General features: G+C 60.0%; 17 protein-coding genes. 2 read left to right on the top strand and 15 right to left on the bottom strand.

Annotation, left to right across the window (positions count from 1 at the left end; translation table 11 throughout):
- Positions 1-8: 8 nt before the first annotated feature.
- A complete protein-coding gene (locus tag I6L46_RS01970; protein WP_043818872.1) occupies positions 9-977 on the bottom strand; it encodes a calcium/sodium antiporter in 969 nt (322 codons plus the stop codon).
- 126 nt (positions 978-1,103) lie between these two features.
- Positions 1,104-1,577 carry a peroxiredoxin gene (locus I6L46_RS01965; protein ID WP_216977246.1) on the bottom strand — a complete coding sequence of 158 codons (474 nt, stop codon included), beginning with the start codon at positions 1,575-1,577 and terminating at the stop codon, positions 1,104-1,106.
- Positions 1,578-1,732: 155 nt separating this feature from the next.
- On the opposite strand from I6L46_RS01965, the gene I6L46_RS01960 reads away from it, so the two are divergent.
- On the top strand, positions 1,733-2,659 hold the full coding sequence (locus I6L46_RS01960; protein WP_216977245.1) for a phenylacetate--CoA ligase family protein: 927 nt from the start codon (positions 1,733-1,735) through the stop codon (positions 2,657-2,659).
- A gap of 83 nt (positions 2,660-2,742) precedes the next feature.
- Here the strand turns inward: I6L46_RS01960 and yfcD are convergent, their stop codons facing one another.
- The gene (gene yfcD / locus I6L46_RS01955) at positions 2,743-3,225 is read right to left on the bottom strand and encodes an NUDIX hydrolase YfcD (protein ID WP_139399531.1); all 483 of its coding nucleotides are present in this window, start codon (positions 3,223-3,225) and stop codon (positions 2,743-2,745) included.
- 203 nt (positions 3,226-3,428) lie between these two features.
- Here yfcD and I6L46_RS01950 point away from each other — a divergent pair, with 203 nt between their 5' ends.
- Positions 3,429-3,647 (top strand): DUF1107 family protein, encoded by a 219-nt coding sequence (locus tag I6L46_RS01950; protein ID WP_005338403.1) that lies wholly within the window; start codon positions 3,429-3,431, stop codon positions 3,645-3,647.
- Positions 3,648-3,699: 52 nt separating this feature from the next.
- On the opposite strand, the gene I6L46_RS01945 is transcribed toward I6L46_RS01950, so the two are convergent.
- From I6L46_RS01945 to I6L46_RS01890, 12 genes are all read right to left on the bottom strand, one after another.
- Positions 3,700-4,014, bottom strand: a complete 315-nt coding sequence (locus tag I6L46_RS01945) for a DUF2845 domain-containing protein (RefSeq protein WP_069526295.1) — start codon at positions 4,012-4,014, stop codon at positions 3,700-3,702.
- A gap of 188 nt (positions 4,015-4,202) precedes the next feature.
- Complete coding sequence (locus I6L46_RS01940; protein WP_216977244.1) at positions 4,203-4,814, bottom strand: FKBP-type peptidyl-prolyl cis-trans isomerase; 612 nt, start codon at positions 4,812-4,814, stop codon at positions 4,203-4,205.
- Positions 4,815-4,964: 150 nt separating this feature from the next.
- Positions 4,965-5,690, bottom strand: coding sequence for a copper homeostasis protein CutC (locus tag I6L46_RS01935; RefSeq protein ID WP_216977243.1), 726 nt, complete (start codon positions 5,688-5,690; stop codon positions 4,965-4,967).
- Positions 5,691-5,731: 41 nt separating this feature from the next.
- Positions 5,732-6,634, bottom strand: coding sequence for an ROK family protein (locus tag I6L46_RS01930; RefSeq protein WP_216977242.1), 903 nt, complete (start codon positions 6,632-6,634; stop codon positions 5,732-5,734).
- Between the two features lie 108 nt (positions 6,635-6,742).
- Positions 6,743-7,249 (bottom strand): GNAT family N-acetyltransferase, encoded by a 507-nt coding sequence (locus tag I6L46_RS01925; RefSeq protein WP_216977241.1) that lies wholly within the window; start codon positions 7,247-7,249, stop codon positions 6,743-6,745.
- Positions 7,237-8,043, bottom strand: a complete 807-nt coding sequence (locus I6L46_RS01920; RefSeq protein WP_005358873.1) for a M48 family metallopeptidase — start codon at positions 8,041-8,043, stop codon at positions 7,237-7,239. Before I6L46_RS01920 ends, I6L46_RS01925 begins: the two co-directional genes overlap by 13 nt.
- Positions 8,044-8,224: 181 nt before the next feature.
- A complete protein-coding gene (locus I6L46_RS01915; protein WP_005338411.1) occupies positions 8,225-9,199 on the bottom strand; it encodes a PstS family phosphate ABC transporter substrate-binding protein in 975 nt (324 codons plus the stop codon).
- 178 nt (positions 9,200-9,377) lie between these two features.
- A complete protein-coding gene (phoR, locus tag I6L46_RS01910; protein ID WP_216977240.1) occupies positions 9,378-10,673 on the bottom strand; it encodes a phosphate regulon sensor histidine kinase PhoR in 1,296 nt (431 codons plus the stop codon).
- An 8-nt stretch (positions 10,674-10,681) separates the two neighbouring features.
- Complete coding sequence (gene phoB / locus I6L46_RS01905) at positions 10,682-11,371, bottom strand: phosphate regulon transcriptional regulator PhoB (RefSeq protein WP_005338414.1); 690 nt, start codon at positions 11,369-11,371, stop codon at positions 10,682-10,684.
- Between the two features lie 101 nt (positions 11,372-11,472).
- Positions 11,473-11,883, bottom strand: a complete 411-nt coding sequence (locus I6L46_RS01900; RefSeq protein ID WP_162511757.1) for a VOC family protein — start codon at positions 11,881-11,883, stop codon at positions 11,473-11,475.
- Between the two features lie 63 nt (positions 11,884-11,946).
- A complete protein-coding gene (locus I6L46_RS01895; protein ID WP_042055267.1) occupies positions 11,947-13,227 on the bottom strand; it encodes a GGDEF domain-containing protein in 1,281 nt (426 codons plus the stop codon).
- A gap of 127 nt (positions 13,228-13,354) precedes the next feature.
- Positions 13,355-14,179, bottom strand: a complete 825-nt coding sequence (locus tag I6L46_RS01890; protein ID WP_216977239.1) for a helix-turn-helix domain-containing protein — start codon at positions 14,177-14,179, stop codon at positions 13,355-13,357.

Raw genomic sequence — 14,179 nt, 5'->3', positions numbered from 1 at the left:
AACCCCTATCAGATAAACTGACTGGTCAGCAGCCAGCCGGTGTAGGCGACGAAGCAGGTGAGCAGCACGCCCCCCTCCAACCGGTTGATGCGGCCCTGCCCCTTGCGGCCCAGACACATCACCAGCAGCAGCAGGGTCAGCCCCATCATGATGCTCCAGTCACGGGTGAGCACTTCCGGCGCCACATCCAACGGATGAATACCCGCCGCGATCCCCACCACCGCCAGGGTGTTGAACAGGTTGGAGCCCAGCACGTTGCCAAGGGCCAGATCATGCTCGTTCTTGCGAATGGCGATCAACGACGAGGCCAGCTCCGGCAGGGAGGTTCCCACCGCGACTATGGTGAGACCAATCACCAGATCGCTGATACCAAGTGCCTGTGCGATGGTCACCGCCCCCCAGACCAGCAGACGGGAAGCGCCGATCAGCAGCACCAGCCCGACCACCAGCCAGAAGATAGCGCTCTTGAGGGACATCCCCTCGCTCTCGATATCCTCGGCGGTCTCGGTATCCAGCGCATCTCCCTTGCCATTCATGCCAGCCCAGATGGACCAGCCCATCAGGGCAACGAAGACGGCCCCCAGAATGACCGCATCCATCCGGCCCAGATGGCCATCCATCAGCAGGGCGCCGGAGAGCAGGGTAATACCGAGCAGGATCGGGATCTCCTTGCGCACAACCTGAGAGGCCACCGCGATAGGGCTGATAAGGGCCGTCAGACCCAGGATCAGCGCGATATTGGTGATGTTGGAGCCATAGGCATTACCAAGCGCCAACCCGGGATTGCCCTGGGACGCCGCCAGCGCCGAGACCACCATCTCCGGGGCCGAGGTACCAAAACCGATGATCACCATGCCGATCAGCAGCGGCGGCATCCCCGCATAACGGGCGGTGGCAGCAGCGCCATCGACAAACTTGTCTGCACTCCAGACCAGCAGCGCCAGTCCGGCAATCAGGGCAACAAAAGCCAGGGTCATAGGATCTTCATCTCTTGTTATCTGCAACAAAGCGCCAGCCCGAACGGGCAGGCACCATGGGAAAGTGGCGCCAGTGTAGCTGTGCCGCCTCCCATTTCAAGGGGAAATCAAACCGTGATTAACATTTCACAGTGCAGCCAGCAGGCTCTCGGCATCGGAGACCTCGAACTTGCCCGGTGCCTCCACAAACAGCTGCTCGACTACACCATCGTTGGCGATCAACGCAAAGCGCTGGGCACGGATGCCCCCAAAGGCGCCGGTATCCTTGGCCAGATCCAGCGCCCGGGTCCAACTGCCATCGCCATCCGCCAGCATGGTGATCGCCTCGGCATTCTGGGCCGTCTGCCATGCCCGCATCACGAAAGCGTCGTTGACCGACAGACAACAGATGGCATCCACCCCTTTGGCCATAAACTGATCGGCCAGCACCACATAACCGGGCAGATGGGCATTGGAGCAGGTGGGAGTAAAGGCGCCGGGTACCGCAAACAGCACTACTTTTTTACCGGCGAACAGCGTCTTGCTATCCCGCTGCTGCTTGCCCTCGGCGGTGATAAAGGTAAATTCGCCAGCAGGCAGGGGTTGTCCTACAGCAATCATGATTTCTCGTCCTGAGTCGTGATGGAAAGTCACCAGTTTATCCCAGAGTGACGATGCCGCCTAACAGCGGCTCTGAGCCTGACCATGGATAGCGGCAGGCATTTTCCCCTTGGGCAGACTACTCTTGAGCTGGTTTCACGGCGCCAGGAGGCCCCATGCAACACTATTACGATGGTCTGGAAATTCGTCCCCCCGCCATGCGCGAACAGCAGCAACTGGACCAGCTCAATCATCAGCTTACCCATGTCAGTCAATATTGCGCCGGTTACTCCAGCGCCTATCGCCAGTGTCGCCTCGAGGATCTGGCAGAGCTGGCCACCCTGCCACTGCTCGACAGCAAAGAGCTCTTTGCCGCCCAGCAGGCTCATCCCCCCTTCGCCGGTCTCACCGGCCGTCCGGCCAGTCAGGCGCTGCGGGTCTTCTCCTGTCCGGGCCAACTGGCCATCCCCGAATATGCCGGGGCAGACTGGTGGGGCGCCGCCCGGGCCCTGTTTGCCGCCGGTTTCAAGTCGGGGGAAGTGATGCTTAACGGCCACGACTATCATGCTGGCCCCACCGCCTTTATCTTCGATAACGGCGCCCGCCAGCTGGGGGCTCCCGTGGTACCCTGCGGCCCCCACGATACACAGCGCCAGCTGGAGGCTCTACTGCGCTATCAACCCACCGGCTATGTCGGCCCGCTGGTGACCCTGCTCGACCTGCTGGAAGCGGCCGAAGCGGCGGAGATCCCGAGCGACTCGCTGCGCCGCGCCCTACTGTGCGAAGCCACCCATCCTGAAACGGCACCACTGCGCGCCATTCATGGCATTGCGGCCCTCAACTGTCTGGTGTGGCAGGATGTGGGGGTGGTGGCCTACGAGAGTCAGCCCGGTCAGGGCTTTATCGTCAACGAGAGCTGCATCGTCGAGATCATCGATCCCGCCAGCGGCAATCCTGTGAGTGGCGACGAGACCGGCCAGCTGGTGGTGACCCGACTCGATCTGGAGTATCCGCTGCTGCGGCTAGCCACCGACTGGCAAGGGCACTGGCTCGCCAAGCCGAGCGCTTGCGGGCGCACCAACCGACGCCTCAAGCTGGTGTAGCAGACCAACTAAATGCACAAAGGCAGACGGGCAGCCATCAGGCTGCCCGTCTTGTCTCTGGAGAAGATAATATATGAAGTTGGTCAGCGCCTTGCCTGCCAGGTGGCGATGGCAAGCAGGGAGTCGGGGGTAAATTCGCTGGCGCGCTCGGCAATCTCGGCCAGGCTCATCCAGTGCACCGCGCTCACCTCTTCGGCCTGCAACTGCAGCGGCCCCTGATAACGGCAACTGAAGAGGCCACCCCAGACCCGGTAGCCCTCCCCTTCCGCATAAAAGCTGCCAAAGCCCTGCAGGGGAACATCCATAATCCCCAGCTCTTCGGCCAGCTCGCGCCGGGCGGAGCGCTCCATCTCCTCGCCGGTGGTGACCACGCCACCGGCGCAGGCATCCAGCATACCGGGGCAGAAATCCTTGCTGAGGGTGCGTCGCTGCACCAGGATCCGATCCGCGTCGTCGAGCACCAGAATATAGCTGGCGCGATGGCAGAGATTCTCCCGCCGCACTTTGGCTCGCTCGGCCACGCCAATCACCCGGTTATTCTCGTCCACCACATCAACCCATTCCACGCACAGGCCCTTTTATTTGTTCCATTTAAGCCCGCAGTATATCGGTGCGGTGGTTTGCCATGGCACAACTTTTTCGATGATGCCGTCAATTTGCCGAGCTCACTGGCAAAATAAGGATTCATGCAAATCTTTATAAACCGTCATATCAGTGTCATCGACCGACACCATAGTGTGCCCTGTCCAGGCAATCAGGGAACCGTGTGATGAAGGTATTCAAGCAGTTATCCCCACGGCAGATCGCTCGTTACATCAAGAGCTTTCATCGAGGCTATTTTGCCATCGAGTCGCTGGGGACATTTGAATTCAACGCGGGCAGGATCAGCCTCCATGGCCTGACCTGCCGCCAGCGGCTAAGACTGGCTCGCCAGATCAATCTGGCTGTCAGACAACTTGGTCACCGCGACCCCTTGCCGGACATGTGAGTCAAAGGGTCTTGCCCTACTGTCTGTTGTGCATCCATGCTTTGCCCGCCGGCTACTGGCCGCGCGGGCCGTTTTCGATATCGGTAATGATGCCGTTGCGCACCGTCACAAAGCGCATGAACTCGTTCTTGCCGAAGTTGTAGGTCCAGCGTTCACCATATTTGACCTGCACCATGTTGCCAAACTGGTTCTCCTCGTTGCGGTTGAGCTCTTCACGCAACATCGGCTCACCGCACTTGAGCAGCATCTCGGCGGTGCTGTCTCCCTCGGTGATCAGGGCGTTCTTGCAGCGCATGGCATCAGCACTGGCCGGAATACTCAGCAGCAACAGAGCAAGCCCCGCTACTTTCTTCATCTTCTTGCTCATCGGGTTCTCCTTATCCTCTCTAATGAGTCGCAGTATGCCTGTTCCCGTTTCTGAAAAAACCAGTAAAAAGCGCAAAAGTGCCGCCCTTTTCTGCTCTCCAGCCCGCTGGTCGCGACAAATGCTGTCTATCACATAGCCCAAAAACAAACGGCGACCCGAGGGTCGCCGTTTGCATCAAGCCAGCAGGATCACAGGATGTCCAGCAGCTCGACTTCAAATACCAGTGCAGAGTAAGGCGGGATGGAGCCCGCGCCACGGGCACCGTAGGCCAGATCGTGGGGGATGTAGAGCCTCCATTTGGAACCAACCGGCATCAACTGCAGCGCTTCAACCCAGCCAGCGATCACGCCGGTCACCGGGAATTCAGCCGGCTGGCCGCGAGCAACGGAGCTGTCGAATACACCACCGTGGGTGAAGGTACCGTGGTAGTGCACACGCACGGACTGACCGGCTACCGGAACGGCACCGTTGCCTTCTACCAGCACTTCGTACTGCAGACCGGAGTCGGTCACCTTCACTTCAGCGCGCTTGGCGTTATCAGCCAGGAAGGCTTCGCCGTCAGCAGCGGCGGCCTTGGCGGCGGCTTCCTGCTCTTCTTGCATACGCGCAGTGATCACCTGGAAGGCATCATTGATATCGTCACGGCTGACCGCGAACTCCAGACCATTCAGGGCATCTGCCAGACCTTGTTGCAGGGCCGGGATATCCAGACCGGCGAAGGCTTGCTGCGCCAGCTGATCACCCATGTTGCGGCCGATGCCATAGCTGGCCTTCTGTTCGATAGAGTCGTATTGGGACATTGAGATGTTGCTCCAGATCCATGTAGTAAAGAGGCGGGATAATATCAGACTTTTGGCCGGGGTGCTGCCGGGGGTGCCCCTGATTTCTCCGTCAGTGGGAGGAACTTCACACAAGATGCGGATGAACGCCGCCCAACGGCGGCGCTCTGCTTAACCGCGATCCAGCAAGGCTCTGACCGCAGCCACCTTGGCGCCATCGGTGATATTGACCCGGCCATCATCCGAGGTGCCCATATTTACGCCATGGGGCACCATGCCGCCGCGCCAGCCCATGCCGGACATATGCACTTCGCTCACTCCGGTGAACTCGATGATGGTACGCACGTTGTCGGCATTGACCCCGGCCCCCGGCATCAGGCTGGCACGCCCCGCCAGCACCTGCTGCATCTCCTGCAGGGTTTCCAACCCAGCCAACGCAGTCGGCGCATGGCCCGAGCTTAAAATGCGCTCGCAACCGGCCGCGACTATGGTCTCCAGATCGAGGCGCCAGTCGGAGGAGAGGTCGATGGCGCGATGGAAGGTGACTCCCAACGGTCCTGCAGCATCCACCAGCTGTTTGAGTTTGGCGGCAGGCACCCGCCCCTCCTCATCCAGCAAACCGACCACCACCCCTTGCAGCCCCGCAGCGCGTGCGGCCGCGATATCTTGCAGCATCATCTCGAACTCGCCGTCATTAAAGCAAAAATCCCCGGCGCGCGGGCGGATCATGGCATAAACCGGCACGCTGGCATGGCGGGCAGCAAGCTGCATAAAACCGTAGGAGGGGGTCAGGCCGCCCAGACCCAGCGCAGAGCAGAGCTCGATGCGATCTGCCCCGGATTGCTGGGCAGTAAACAGGGATTCCAGGTTGTCGATACAGATTTCAAGACGGGTCATGAGGACTCCTTTTTCGGGGAGATCAGACCCCACATCTGATCTCATAGATTGAGCAAGGCTGCGCCGCGCACACCACCGGCACCGCCGAAGCGGGCCTGGCGGATCTCGGGCAGGGCGACCCCGGGCAGCAAGTGACCGGGCAGACGCAGCGGCAGCTGTTCATAGAGGGTGGGCAGGCCGCTCAGGCCCCCCCCCAACACCACCACCTCGGGATCAATCACCGAAATGGCGGTGGCAAGCCCGGCGGCCATGATCTCCAGCCAGCAGTCGACCGTCTCGACCGCATGGGGTTCATGGGCCTCGAAGCGCCCCACAATCTGGTGACCCGTGGCGCGCTGGCCATGGAAATGATGATAGAGACGCTCCAGACCGGTGCCGGAGGCATAGGTTTCAAAACAGACCAGACGGCCGCAGCCGCAACGGGGACGGGGCAACTCGGGGTACTTCATCAGCATGGTCGCGGGCAAGGGGTAGTGACCAATCTCGCCAGCCAGCCAGTTGCGCCCCTGAATAAGCTTGCCCGCCAGATAAACAGCGCCGCCGATGCCGGTACCGATGGTGACACCGAGCGCACTGCCTGCGCCGTCAGCTGCCCCTTGATGCACTTCGGACCAGAGGAAGCAGTTGGCGTCGTTATCCACCTTGACCGGCCGCTCCAGCAGCTCGGCCAGATCGGCGCCCAGATGGCGACCATTGATGGAGGGCAGATTGGCCGCCACTATGCTGTGATCGTGGCTGTTGATGACACCGGGGAAACCGATACCGACCGAGCCCCGTGCGCCGAAGCAGGCATCCGCCTGCTCGACCCGGGAGCGGATCAGCAGCTGCAGCCCCTCATAATCATTGCCCGGGGTGCTCATGCGCTCCTCGTGGCAGAGGTTCAATGCACCGTCATAGACCGCAAAAGCGATCTTGGTGCCACCGATATCAAAGCCGTAATACATGCCAGCACTCCCTTGTCAGCCCGTGTTTATCCAACTCTGTTCCAAGGGGGACATTGTATTAATTCGCAAAAAAAATAAAGTGACCGAAGGCGAAAAACGGGAGAGTGATCAGAGCAAACGGCTCATTTGTCGCTGCAGGCAGGGCTGCCCGAGGCTTATCAGGGTGCGCTCCTCGCCATCAAAGACGAAGCCACGGCGCAGGTAGAACCCCTCGCCGATGTGGTTGCCATCGACCAGCCACAATTTGACGCTATGGCAGCCGGCGCGGCGCATCTGCATCGCCACCGCCTGCCACAGCCGTTTGCCATAGCCTTGTCGCCAATGGTCGGGATGGAGGTAAAAGGCGCGGATCAGGGCGCTGCTCTGCCCCGCTTCCTGCTGTGGTTGCCAGTAGAGCAGGCCAATCACCACCTCATCGAGACAAAGCAGCATGGGCCTTGGGCCCGGCTCGGCCAGACGGCTCTGCCAGATCTGCAGATGAGCGGTGACGTCCAGCTGCTCCAGCAGGTCGGCACCGAGCACCTGGCCATAGGCAGCGAGCCAGCTGGCTCGCTGCATCACCGTCATGGCGGCGGCATCGTCGCTGCGCGCCATGCGCAGGCTTATGCCTTGCATTGGGGCACCAGACCGTTGGCGCGGGCCTGCTCATAGAGCGGCAGCACTTGCGCCTGTTGCGCCTGCAACTCGGCGATCCGGTTCTCGTTGCTCGGGTGGGTGGAGAGCAGTTGCGGCGGGGTGTTGCCACCGGCGGCGGCACTCATGTTTTGCCACAGGGGGATCGCCTCGGCCGGATTGAACCCGGCACGCGCCATCAGCTCAAGTCCGAGCCGATCCGCTTCGCTCTCCTGAGTGCGGCCATAGGGGAGCATCACCCCCACCTCGACCCCGAGGCCAAGGGCGGCCATGGTGGCGCCGCGATACTCGCTGGTGCCCATGGCAATGTCCGCAGCCGCCAGACCGATCCCCGCCAGCTGGCTGCGCGAGAGTCGCTCGTTGGAGTGCTGGGCCAGTACGTGAGTCAGCTCGTGACCGATGACGGTCGCCAACTGATCCTGATTCTTGGCCACCTTGAGCAGGCCGCTGTAGACACCAATCTTGCCGCCGGGCAGGGCGAAGGCGTTGACCTGTTTGGAGTCAAACACCACCACTTCCCAGTTGGTGATGCCATAGCTGGCTGGCACCTGGGCGGTCACCGCCTTGGCAACACAGGAGACATAGGCGTTAAGTTTGGCATCCTTGCTCACCTTCTCCTGCTTCTTCATCTGCTCGAAGGAGTCGGCGCCCAGCTGGTTCATCTGCTGGGGAGAGTAGAGCAGCATCTGGCTGCGGCCGGTCGGCGACTGGGCGCAAGCGACCAACAGGGAACTACAGAGGGCTACCAGGCCAAACTTGGTGAGGGACGCAATCATGAAGGGATCCTTTGCCATAACGTTGCCCTATTCTCGGAAATGCCGCCCTGCTAAGCAAGGGAGCCAGCCCCCGGCTGGCGGAAAAATATCCATCCAGCGCTATTAACAAAACTGACAGCCGCCAAAAACAAAACGAGCCCGCTTGGGGCTCGTTTTATCAGGGCATGCTGACTGCAGGCAGTTACATGATACCCAGCTTTTTCAGGTCAGCCTGTACCACCTTGGCCGGCACCGGCACGTAGCCATCTTTGGCAACGATGTTCTGGCCTGCTTTGGAGAGCATCATCTTGACGAACTCTTGCTCCATCGGGGAGAGCGGCTTGTTCGGATGCTTGTTCACGTAAACGTACAGGAAGCGTGACAGCGGATACTTGCCGGTGATGGCGTTATCGGAGGTCGCTTCGATGAAGGTCTTGCCATCTTTGGAGAGCGGTACTGCACGCACGCCGGAGGTGACATAACCGATACCGGAGTAGCCGATGCCGTTCAGGGAGGCAGAGACAGACTGCACCACGGAGGCAGAACCCGGCTGCTCGTTCACGCCGCTCTTGAAGTCGCCGTTACACAGGGCGTGCTCCTTGAAGTAACCGTAGGTACCGGATACGGAGTTGCGACCGAACAGTTGCAGATCCTTGCTGGACCAGTTGCCATCCAGACCCAGATCAGACCACTTGGTGGCAGCCTTGGCTTCGCCGCACTTGAGGGTGCTGGAGAAGATGGCGTCGATCTGCGGCATGGTCAGCCCCTTGATGGGGTTGTCCTTGTTGACGAACACCGCCAGGGCATCGACTGCAACGCGGATGGCAGTCGGCTTGTAGCCGTAACGCTTCTCGAAAGCTTCCTCTTCACCGGCCTTCATGGCACGGCTCATCGGACCGAACTGGGCAACACCTTCGGTCAGGGCAGTCGGGGCGGTAGAAGAACCGGCGGCCTGGATCTGCACGTTGACGTTGGGGTACAAACGCTTAAATTCTTCGGCCCACAGGGTCATCATGTTGGCCAGAGTGTCCGAGCCGACAGAGGACAGGTTGCCCGAAATGCCGCTGGTCGGTGTGTAATCCGGCAGGTCTTTATCCACACCGGCAGCCAGGGCGCTGACAGAAAACAGGGTTGCTGCGGTGAATCCGATTACACCAGCCAGTTTGTTGAGTTTCATCCAATCTCTCCAAAGTTACAGAAGGTCCGTTCTTAAGACGGCGCCAGTATCTGACCTGGCAGTGACAAATTTATGGATTTAATGTGACACTTTAATGACATGGCGACAGATTTGAACAAATGAAAAGAGGGCCCGTTCAAAGGCCCTCTTTTTGCAGCTAACCCATTGCCAGAAAAGACTATTTAATCACCACCATGCGACTCGGAATGAGAAAGCTGAAGCGGCTGCCAAGGCCGACCCGGCTCTCGATATCGAGCTGGCAGTCATGATGACTGAGGGCATGCTTGACGATGGCAAGGCCCAAGCCTGAGCCGCCGGTGTGGCGCGAGCGTGCCTTGTCGACCCGATAGAACCGCTCGGTCAGCCGCGCCAGATGCTCGGGAGCAATCCCCTCCCCTTCATCGCTCACGGCAAACAACGCCATCGCCCCCTGCTTGCGCCACTCCACGGTAATTTTTCGCCCCGCCGGGGTGTAGTGGATGGCGTTATAGACCAGGTTGGAGACGGCACTGCGCAACTGCTCCTGATCCCCGCGCACCAGCAGATTGGGCTGCACCACAAATTCGAGCTGGTGGGCCCGTTCGCCCGAGAGCGCTCGCGCCTCCTGCTCCAGCAGCCCCAGCATGGCAGGCATGTCCACCAGATGGGAGAGATCCACGGTCGGGGCCGCCTCGATACGGGAGAGGGTGAGCAGCTGATTGACCAGATTATCCATCCGGATGGTCTGCTCCATCATCACCCGATGCGCCTTGGCCCACATGGCGGGCGGGGGCGGCTCCTCGGTCATCTCAAGATAGCCCTTGAGCACAGTCAGCGGGGTGCGCAGCTCGTGGGAGACGTTGGAAACGAAGTGCTTGCGGGTCTTCTCGAGACTGCGCAAGCGGGTGACATCCCGTACCACCAGCATCGCCTGATCCGAGGCGTAGGGCATGATGCGAAACTCGAGAAACTTCTCCTCATTGACCGGGGAGTGCATCTCGAGGGGCTCGTCATACAACCCCTTGCCCAGATAGGCGTTAAAGGCCGGATTGCGAATGAGGTTGCCGATATGCTGGCCGGCATCCTCCGGCCAGCGAAAACCGAGCAGTTGCTCCGCCAGCCGGTTGCACCAGAGGATGCTGCCATCGGTGCGAAATACCACGGCGGCATCGGGCAGCGCCTCGGCACCCTCCCGGAAGCGGCGGATCAGCCCCGCCAGCTCGCGGCGCCGGGCGCGGTGACGCTGCTGCAGCTTGTAGATACCGTTAAAGATGTACTCCCAGCTGCCATTGCCGCTGGGGGGCACCAGGCTGCGGTCGTGCCACAGCCAGTCAGAGAGCCGCTTCTGGAAGCGATAGTGCCAGCCCAGATGCAACACGGCCGCCACCAACAGGCAGAGGGCAAGATGATCAATCAACCAGCCAACCAATGCGAAGGGGGCGTAAAAAAACGCCATTCGCCACAACTGTCGCCGCCAGGCGTAAGGTTGCAACATAACTGCCTCTAGAGACGGGTTGAGAAGCGGTATCCGGCTCCACGCACCGTCTGGATCAATCTGTCGTGCCCTGTCTCTTCAATCGCCTTGCGCAGGCGACGAATATGCACATCCACGGTTCTGTCCTCGACGTACACATTGGTACCCCAGACATTGTTGAGCAGCTGTTCACGGCTGTAGACCCGCTCGGGGTGAGTCATGAAGAAGTGAAGCAGCTTGAATTCGGTCGGCCCCATGTCGAGCGCCTTCTCTTCGGCACTGACCCGGTGGGAGACAGGATCGAGTTTCAGCCCCTGCACCTCGATCACCTCATCCACCGAAGTGGGCGACACGCGGCGCATCACAGCATGGAGGCGAGCGGTCAGCTCCTTGGGCGAGAACGGCTTGGTGATATAGTCGTCGGCACCGGCCTCCAGACCACGCACCTTGTCCTCCTCTTCACCGCGAGCGGTGAGCATCACCACCGGGATCTGGCGCGTCACCTCATCCTGCTTGAGCTGCTTGATAAACTGGATGCCACTGCCGCCCGGCATCATCCAGTCGAGCACGATGAGTTCGGGGTAGGGTTCGCGCACCTTCGCCAGTCCATCGGCGTAATCTTCCGCTTCAATCGTCTCATATCCCTTCTGCTCCAACACGAAGCAGAGCATTTCGCGGATCGGTGCTTCGTCCTCGACCACCAGAATTCGCTTAGCCATTCCCTTCTCTCTCCTCTGTGAAGATGGGTGCGCCAATTATTAGAATTTTCTGTGACACTTTTATGACTTTATGACAGGCGGGATGATAAACGTTTTCAGATTCAGTTGGCAGCAGTACGTTGCAACAAGTCCCACCGGTTGCCGCTGATATCCTCAAATACCACCACGGTGCCATATGGTTCATCGCGGGGCTGTTCACAAAAATGAACACCGTACGCCTGCATGCGCTGGTAATCCCCCCAGAAATCAGTGGTCTCGAGGAACAGAAATACCCGGCCACCGCCCTGCTGGCCGATGGCGGCCTGCTGCTGCGCATTGGCCGCTTGTGCCAGCAGCAGTGCAGAACCGGAGGCGCCTTTGGGGGCAACCCGCACCCAGCGCTTGCCCGGTTTGCCCGGTTCATCAAGAGGAGTGTCCTCCAGGAGCACAAAGCCAAGTCCCTCGGTAAAAAAGCGAATGGCCTGATCGTAATCAGCCACCAGCAGGGTCAGCGCCCCTATGTGTTGTGTCATAACTGTTTGCTCATGTTGAAAGCGATATTGGAATAAAGCACACGGCATCTCGACGCATCGCAGTCAGTGGCTCGCAACCCGGTTGCGACCCTGCGTCTTGGCTTGATAGAGCGCCTCGTCGGCACGTTTGAGCACCTGCTCCGGCGACTCACCCGCCCGCTCAGCCACCCCGAACGAGGCTGTCACCCGCAACCCGGACGGCCAGTGGATATCAGCCTCTAGGGTAGCGCGCAACCGCTCGGCCAGCGCACAGGCCCGCAGCTCATCGTAGTGAAGGCAGACCAGCACGAACTCCTCACCGCCCCAGCGCACCAGATGGCAGAGCGCATCACAATGGCGCAGGATCTCGCTGACCAGATGCTTGAGCACCTCATCACCCACCGGGTGACCGTGGATGTCGTTGATCTGTTTGAAGTGGTCAACGTCGATATAGATGAAGGAAAACGACAGATCAGCTATATCGGCCAGCAGTCGCTCACCACCAAGCCGGTTGAAAGCACCGGTCAGTGGATCATAACAGGCCTCCTCACGGGTGCGGCGATTCTCTTCGCTCAGGGTACGGTTCAGCACCTCCACCTCAAGCTTAGCCTGATGGGCATGCAACAAACGCTGCTTCATGGCGAGGTGGTTAACCAGAAAGACTGCACAGCCATAGATAAACCAGACAAACAGGATCAACCGGTAGAAAAGGGTAGGCTCAAGCCAGTTGCCATGAAACTGCAGCTCCTCGATCACCACACCATACTCACCCGGCGACATATATGACCCCGCAGCAATTTCGATGGCGTAGACCCGGCTCAGATCAGGCCCCTGCAACTGTAACGGCACCTTGTAGCGCTTGATCCACCAGGTTGCCGGGGTAAACACGTCGAGAGGCACCTCGTGGTCCTTGCCGTAATCGGCAGGGCGAAAGATGATTTCGTTGAATTTGGACTGCAATGGGTCATCCATCTTGTCGAAAAGCGGATTGTAGTTGCGCAAGTAGAAACGCCAATCCTGCTCCTCGCCCCCCGTCACGCTCAAGCGAATATGGAGAGTGTTAAATCGGGCAAGATTGATACCCTTTTCGCGCGCGGTCAGGGTGAGAACCAGACCACAGCTGGGATAACTCTCGGGGCTCGCAGTCAGTACACACTTTACGCCGGGATTACCATCGGCCGAGGGACGGTAACTCACCGCTCCCGGTGCAGCATCCACCGCCTTCAACACGCTTACCGAGAGCGGCCACTCCTTGATATCAAGCACCCGCTCGGGGCCAAACTCGAACAGCAGGATGGAGCAGCCAGTCAGCGCCAGCAAATACCAGAACAGCAACTCGGCAAAACGGGAACTGGAAGCGATCATGCTGACCCCATCGTATCAATAGGAATACCCGTGCAACTGGAACAGGCGGTGGCCTCGGATAGCACGCGATAACAAGCCACTATGATAACCCCGTGAATCACAAGAAACATGCCACTTATCAAGGAGTTCACAGCTCTCTGTCACGTTTTTCAAGCGCAGTGCCAACCCGCACTGTCGACTGCTGGCGATAACGCTGGGGGGAGCAGCCCAGCTCCCGGTTGAACATGGCGATAAAGGCCGAGGTGGAGCCGTAACCGAGCCGCCAGCTGATCTCCTGAATGGGCATGTCCCCCTTGAGCCAGGCCAGTGCCTTGAGCAACCGCAGCCGCGCCCGCCACTGGCCGAAGCTCATCCCCAACTCCCGCAGACAGCGCCGCGCCAGGGTGCGCTCTGTGGTGTGCAGTTGTCCGGCCCACTGGGCCAGAGTACGGGGATCGGCAGGATCGCTGTGCAACGCCGCCAGCATGGGAGCCAGCAGCTTGTCCTGACTCATCGGCAGGTAGCTCTCCTGACAGCGAGTGCGCGCCAGTCGCTCCACCAACAACTCGGCCTGGCGCTGATCCCACTCATCCACCATATGGCCTACCCGCCGCTCGCAAAAGTCGCTCAGCAGGGCGCGGATCAGCGGGGTGAGCAGCAGCAATCTGGGCTCTGGCGGCAGCTTGGCCGCCAGCTCGTGGCTGACGTAGATGGAGGTGTAGTCGAGGGTCTGCTCGTTGTAGGAGGTGTGGTCGAGACCCGCCGGTACCCAGATAAGGTAGTCGGCAGGGGCCACCAGTCGCTGATCCCCCAGCTCTATCTCCATGATCCCCAGACTGATCATGTTGAGCTGGCCCCAGGGGTGGGAGTGCAGCACGGTCGCGCTGTCGGCCAGCATCTGCTGGTAACTGAAAAAGAGCGGATTGGGAGCGGGCAGAACGACATCTACCGGCTGAAACTGGTGAGTGGCCAT

It is taken from the genome of Aeromonas sp. FDAARGOS 1416, from assembly GCF_019048085.1.
Lineage (GTDB): Bacteria > Pseudomonadota > Gammaproteobacteria > Enterobacterales > Aeromonadaceae > Aeromonas > Aeromonas veronii.
This window is presented reverse-complemented; position numbering and strand designations above follow the sequence as displayed.

What these genes read in the sequence shown, in the direction of transcription:
- I6L46_RS01970 (WP_043818872.1), bottom strand. Translation starts at nt 977, where the DNA reads ATGACCCTGGCTTTTGTTGCCCTGATTGCCGGACTGGCGCTGCTGGTC.
- I6L46_RS01965 (WP_216977246.1), bottom strand. Translation starts at nt 1,577, where the DNA reads ATGATTGCTGTAGGACAACCCCTGCCTGCTGGCGAATTTACCTTTATC.
- I6L46_RS01960 (WP_216977245.1), top strand. Translation starts at nt 1,733, where the DNA reads ATGCAACACTATTACGATGGTCTGGAAATTCGTCCCCCCGCCATGCGC.
- I6L46_RS01950 (WP_005338403.1), top strand. Translation starts at nt 3,429, where the DNA reads ATGAAGGTATTCAAGCAGTTATCCCCACGGCAGATCGCTCGTTACATC.
- I6L46_RS01945 (WP_069526295.1), bottom strand. Translation starts at nt 4,014, where the DNA reads ATGAGCAAGAAGATGAAGAAAGTAGCGGGGCTTGCTCTGTTGCTGCTG.
- I6L46_RS01940 (WP_216977244.1), bottom strand. Translation starts at nt 4,814, where the DNA reads ATGTCCCAATACGACTCTATCGAACAGAAGGCCAGCTATGGCATCGGC.
- I6L46_RS01935 (WP_216977243.1), bottom strand. Translation starts at nt 5,690, where the DNA reads ATGACCCGTCTTGAAATCTGTATCGACAACCTGGAATCCCTGTTTACT.
- I6L46_RS01930 (WP_216977242.1), bottom strand. Translation starts at nt 6,634, where the DNA reads ATGTATTACGGCTTTGATATCGGTGGCACCAAGATCGCTTTTGCGGTC.
- I6L46_RS01925 (WP_216977241.1), bottom strand. Translation starts at nt 7,249, where the DNA reads ATGCAAGGCATAAGCCTGCGCATGGCGCGCAGCGACGATGCCGCCGCC.
- I6L46_RS01920 (WP_005358873.1), bottom strand. Translation starts at nt 8,043, where the DNA reads ATGATTGCGTCCCTCACCAAGTTTGGCCTGGTAGCCCTCTGTAGTTCC.
- I6L46_RS01915 (WP_005338411.1), bottom strand. Translation starts at nt 9,199, where the DNA reads ATGAAACTCAACAAACTGGCTGGTGTAATCGGATTCACCGCAGCAACC.
- phoR (WP_216977240.1), bottom strand. Translation starts at nt 10,673, where the DNA reads ATGTTGCAACCTTACGCCTGGCGGCGACAGTTGTGGCGAATGGCGTTT.
- phoB (WP_005338414.1), bottom strand. Translation starts at nt 11,371, where the DNA reads ATGGCTAAGCGAATTCTGGTGGTCGAGGACGAAGCACCGATCCGCGAA.
- I6L46_RS01900 (WP_162511757.1), bottom strand. Translation starts at nt 11,883, where the DNA reads ATGACACAACACATAGGGGCGCTGACCCTGCTGGTGGCTGATTACGAT.
- I6L46_RS01895 (WP_042055267.1), bottom strand. Translation starts at nt 13,227, where the DNA reads ATGATCGCTTCCAGTTCCCGTTTTGCCGAGTTGCTGTTCTGGTATTTG.
- I6L46_RS01890 (WP_216977239.1), bottom strand. Translation starts at nt 14,179, where the DNA reads ATGGCCACTCACCAGTTTCAGCCGGTAGATGTCGTTCTGCCCGCTCCC.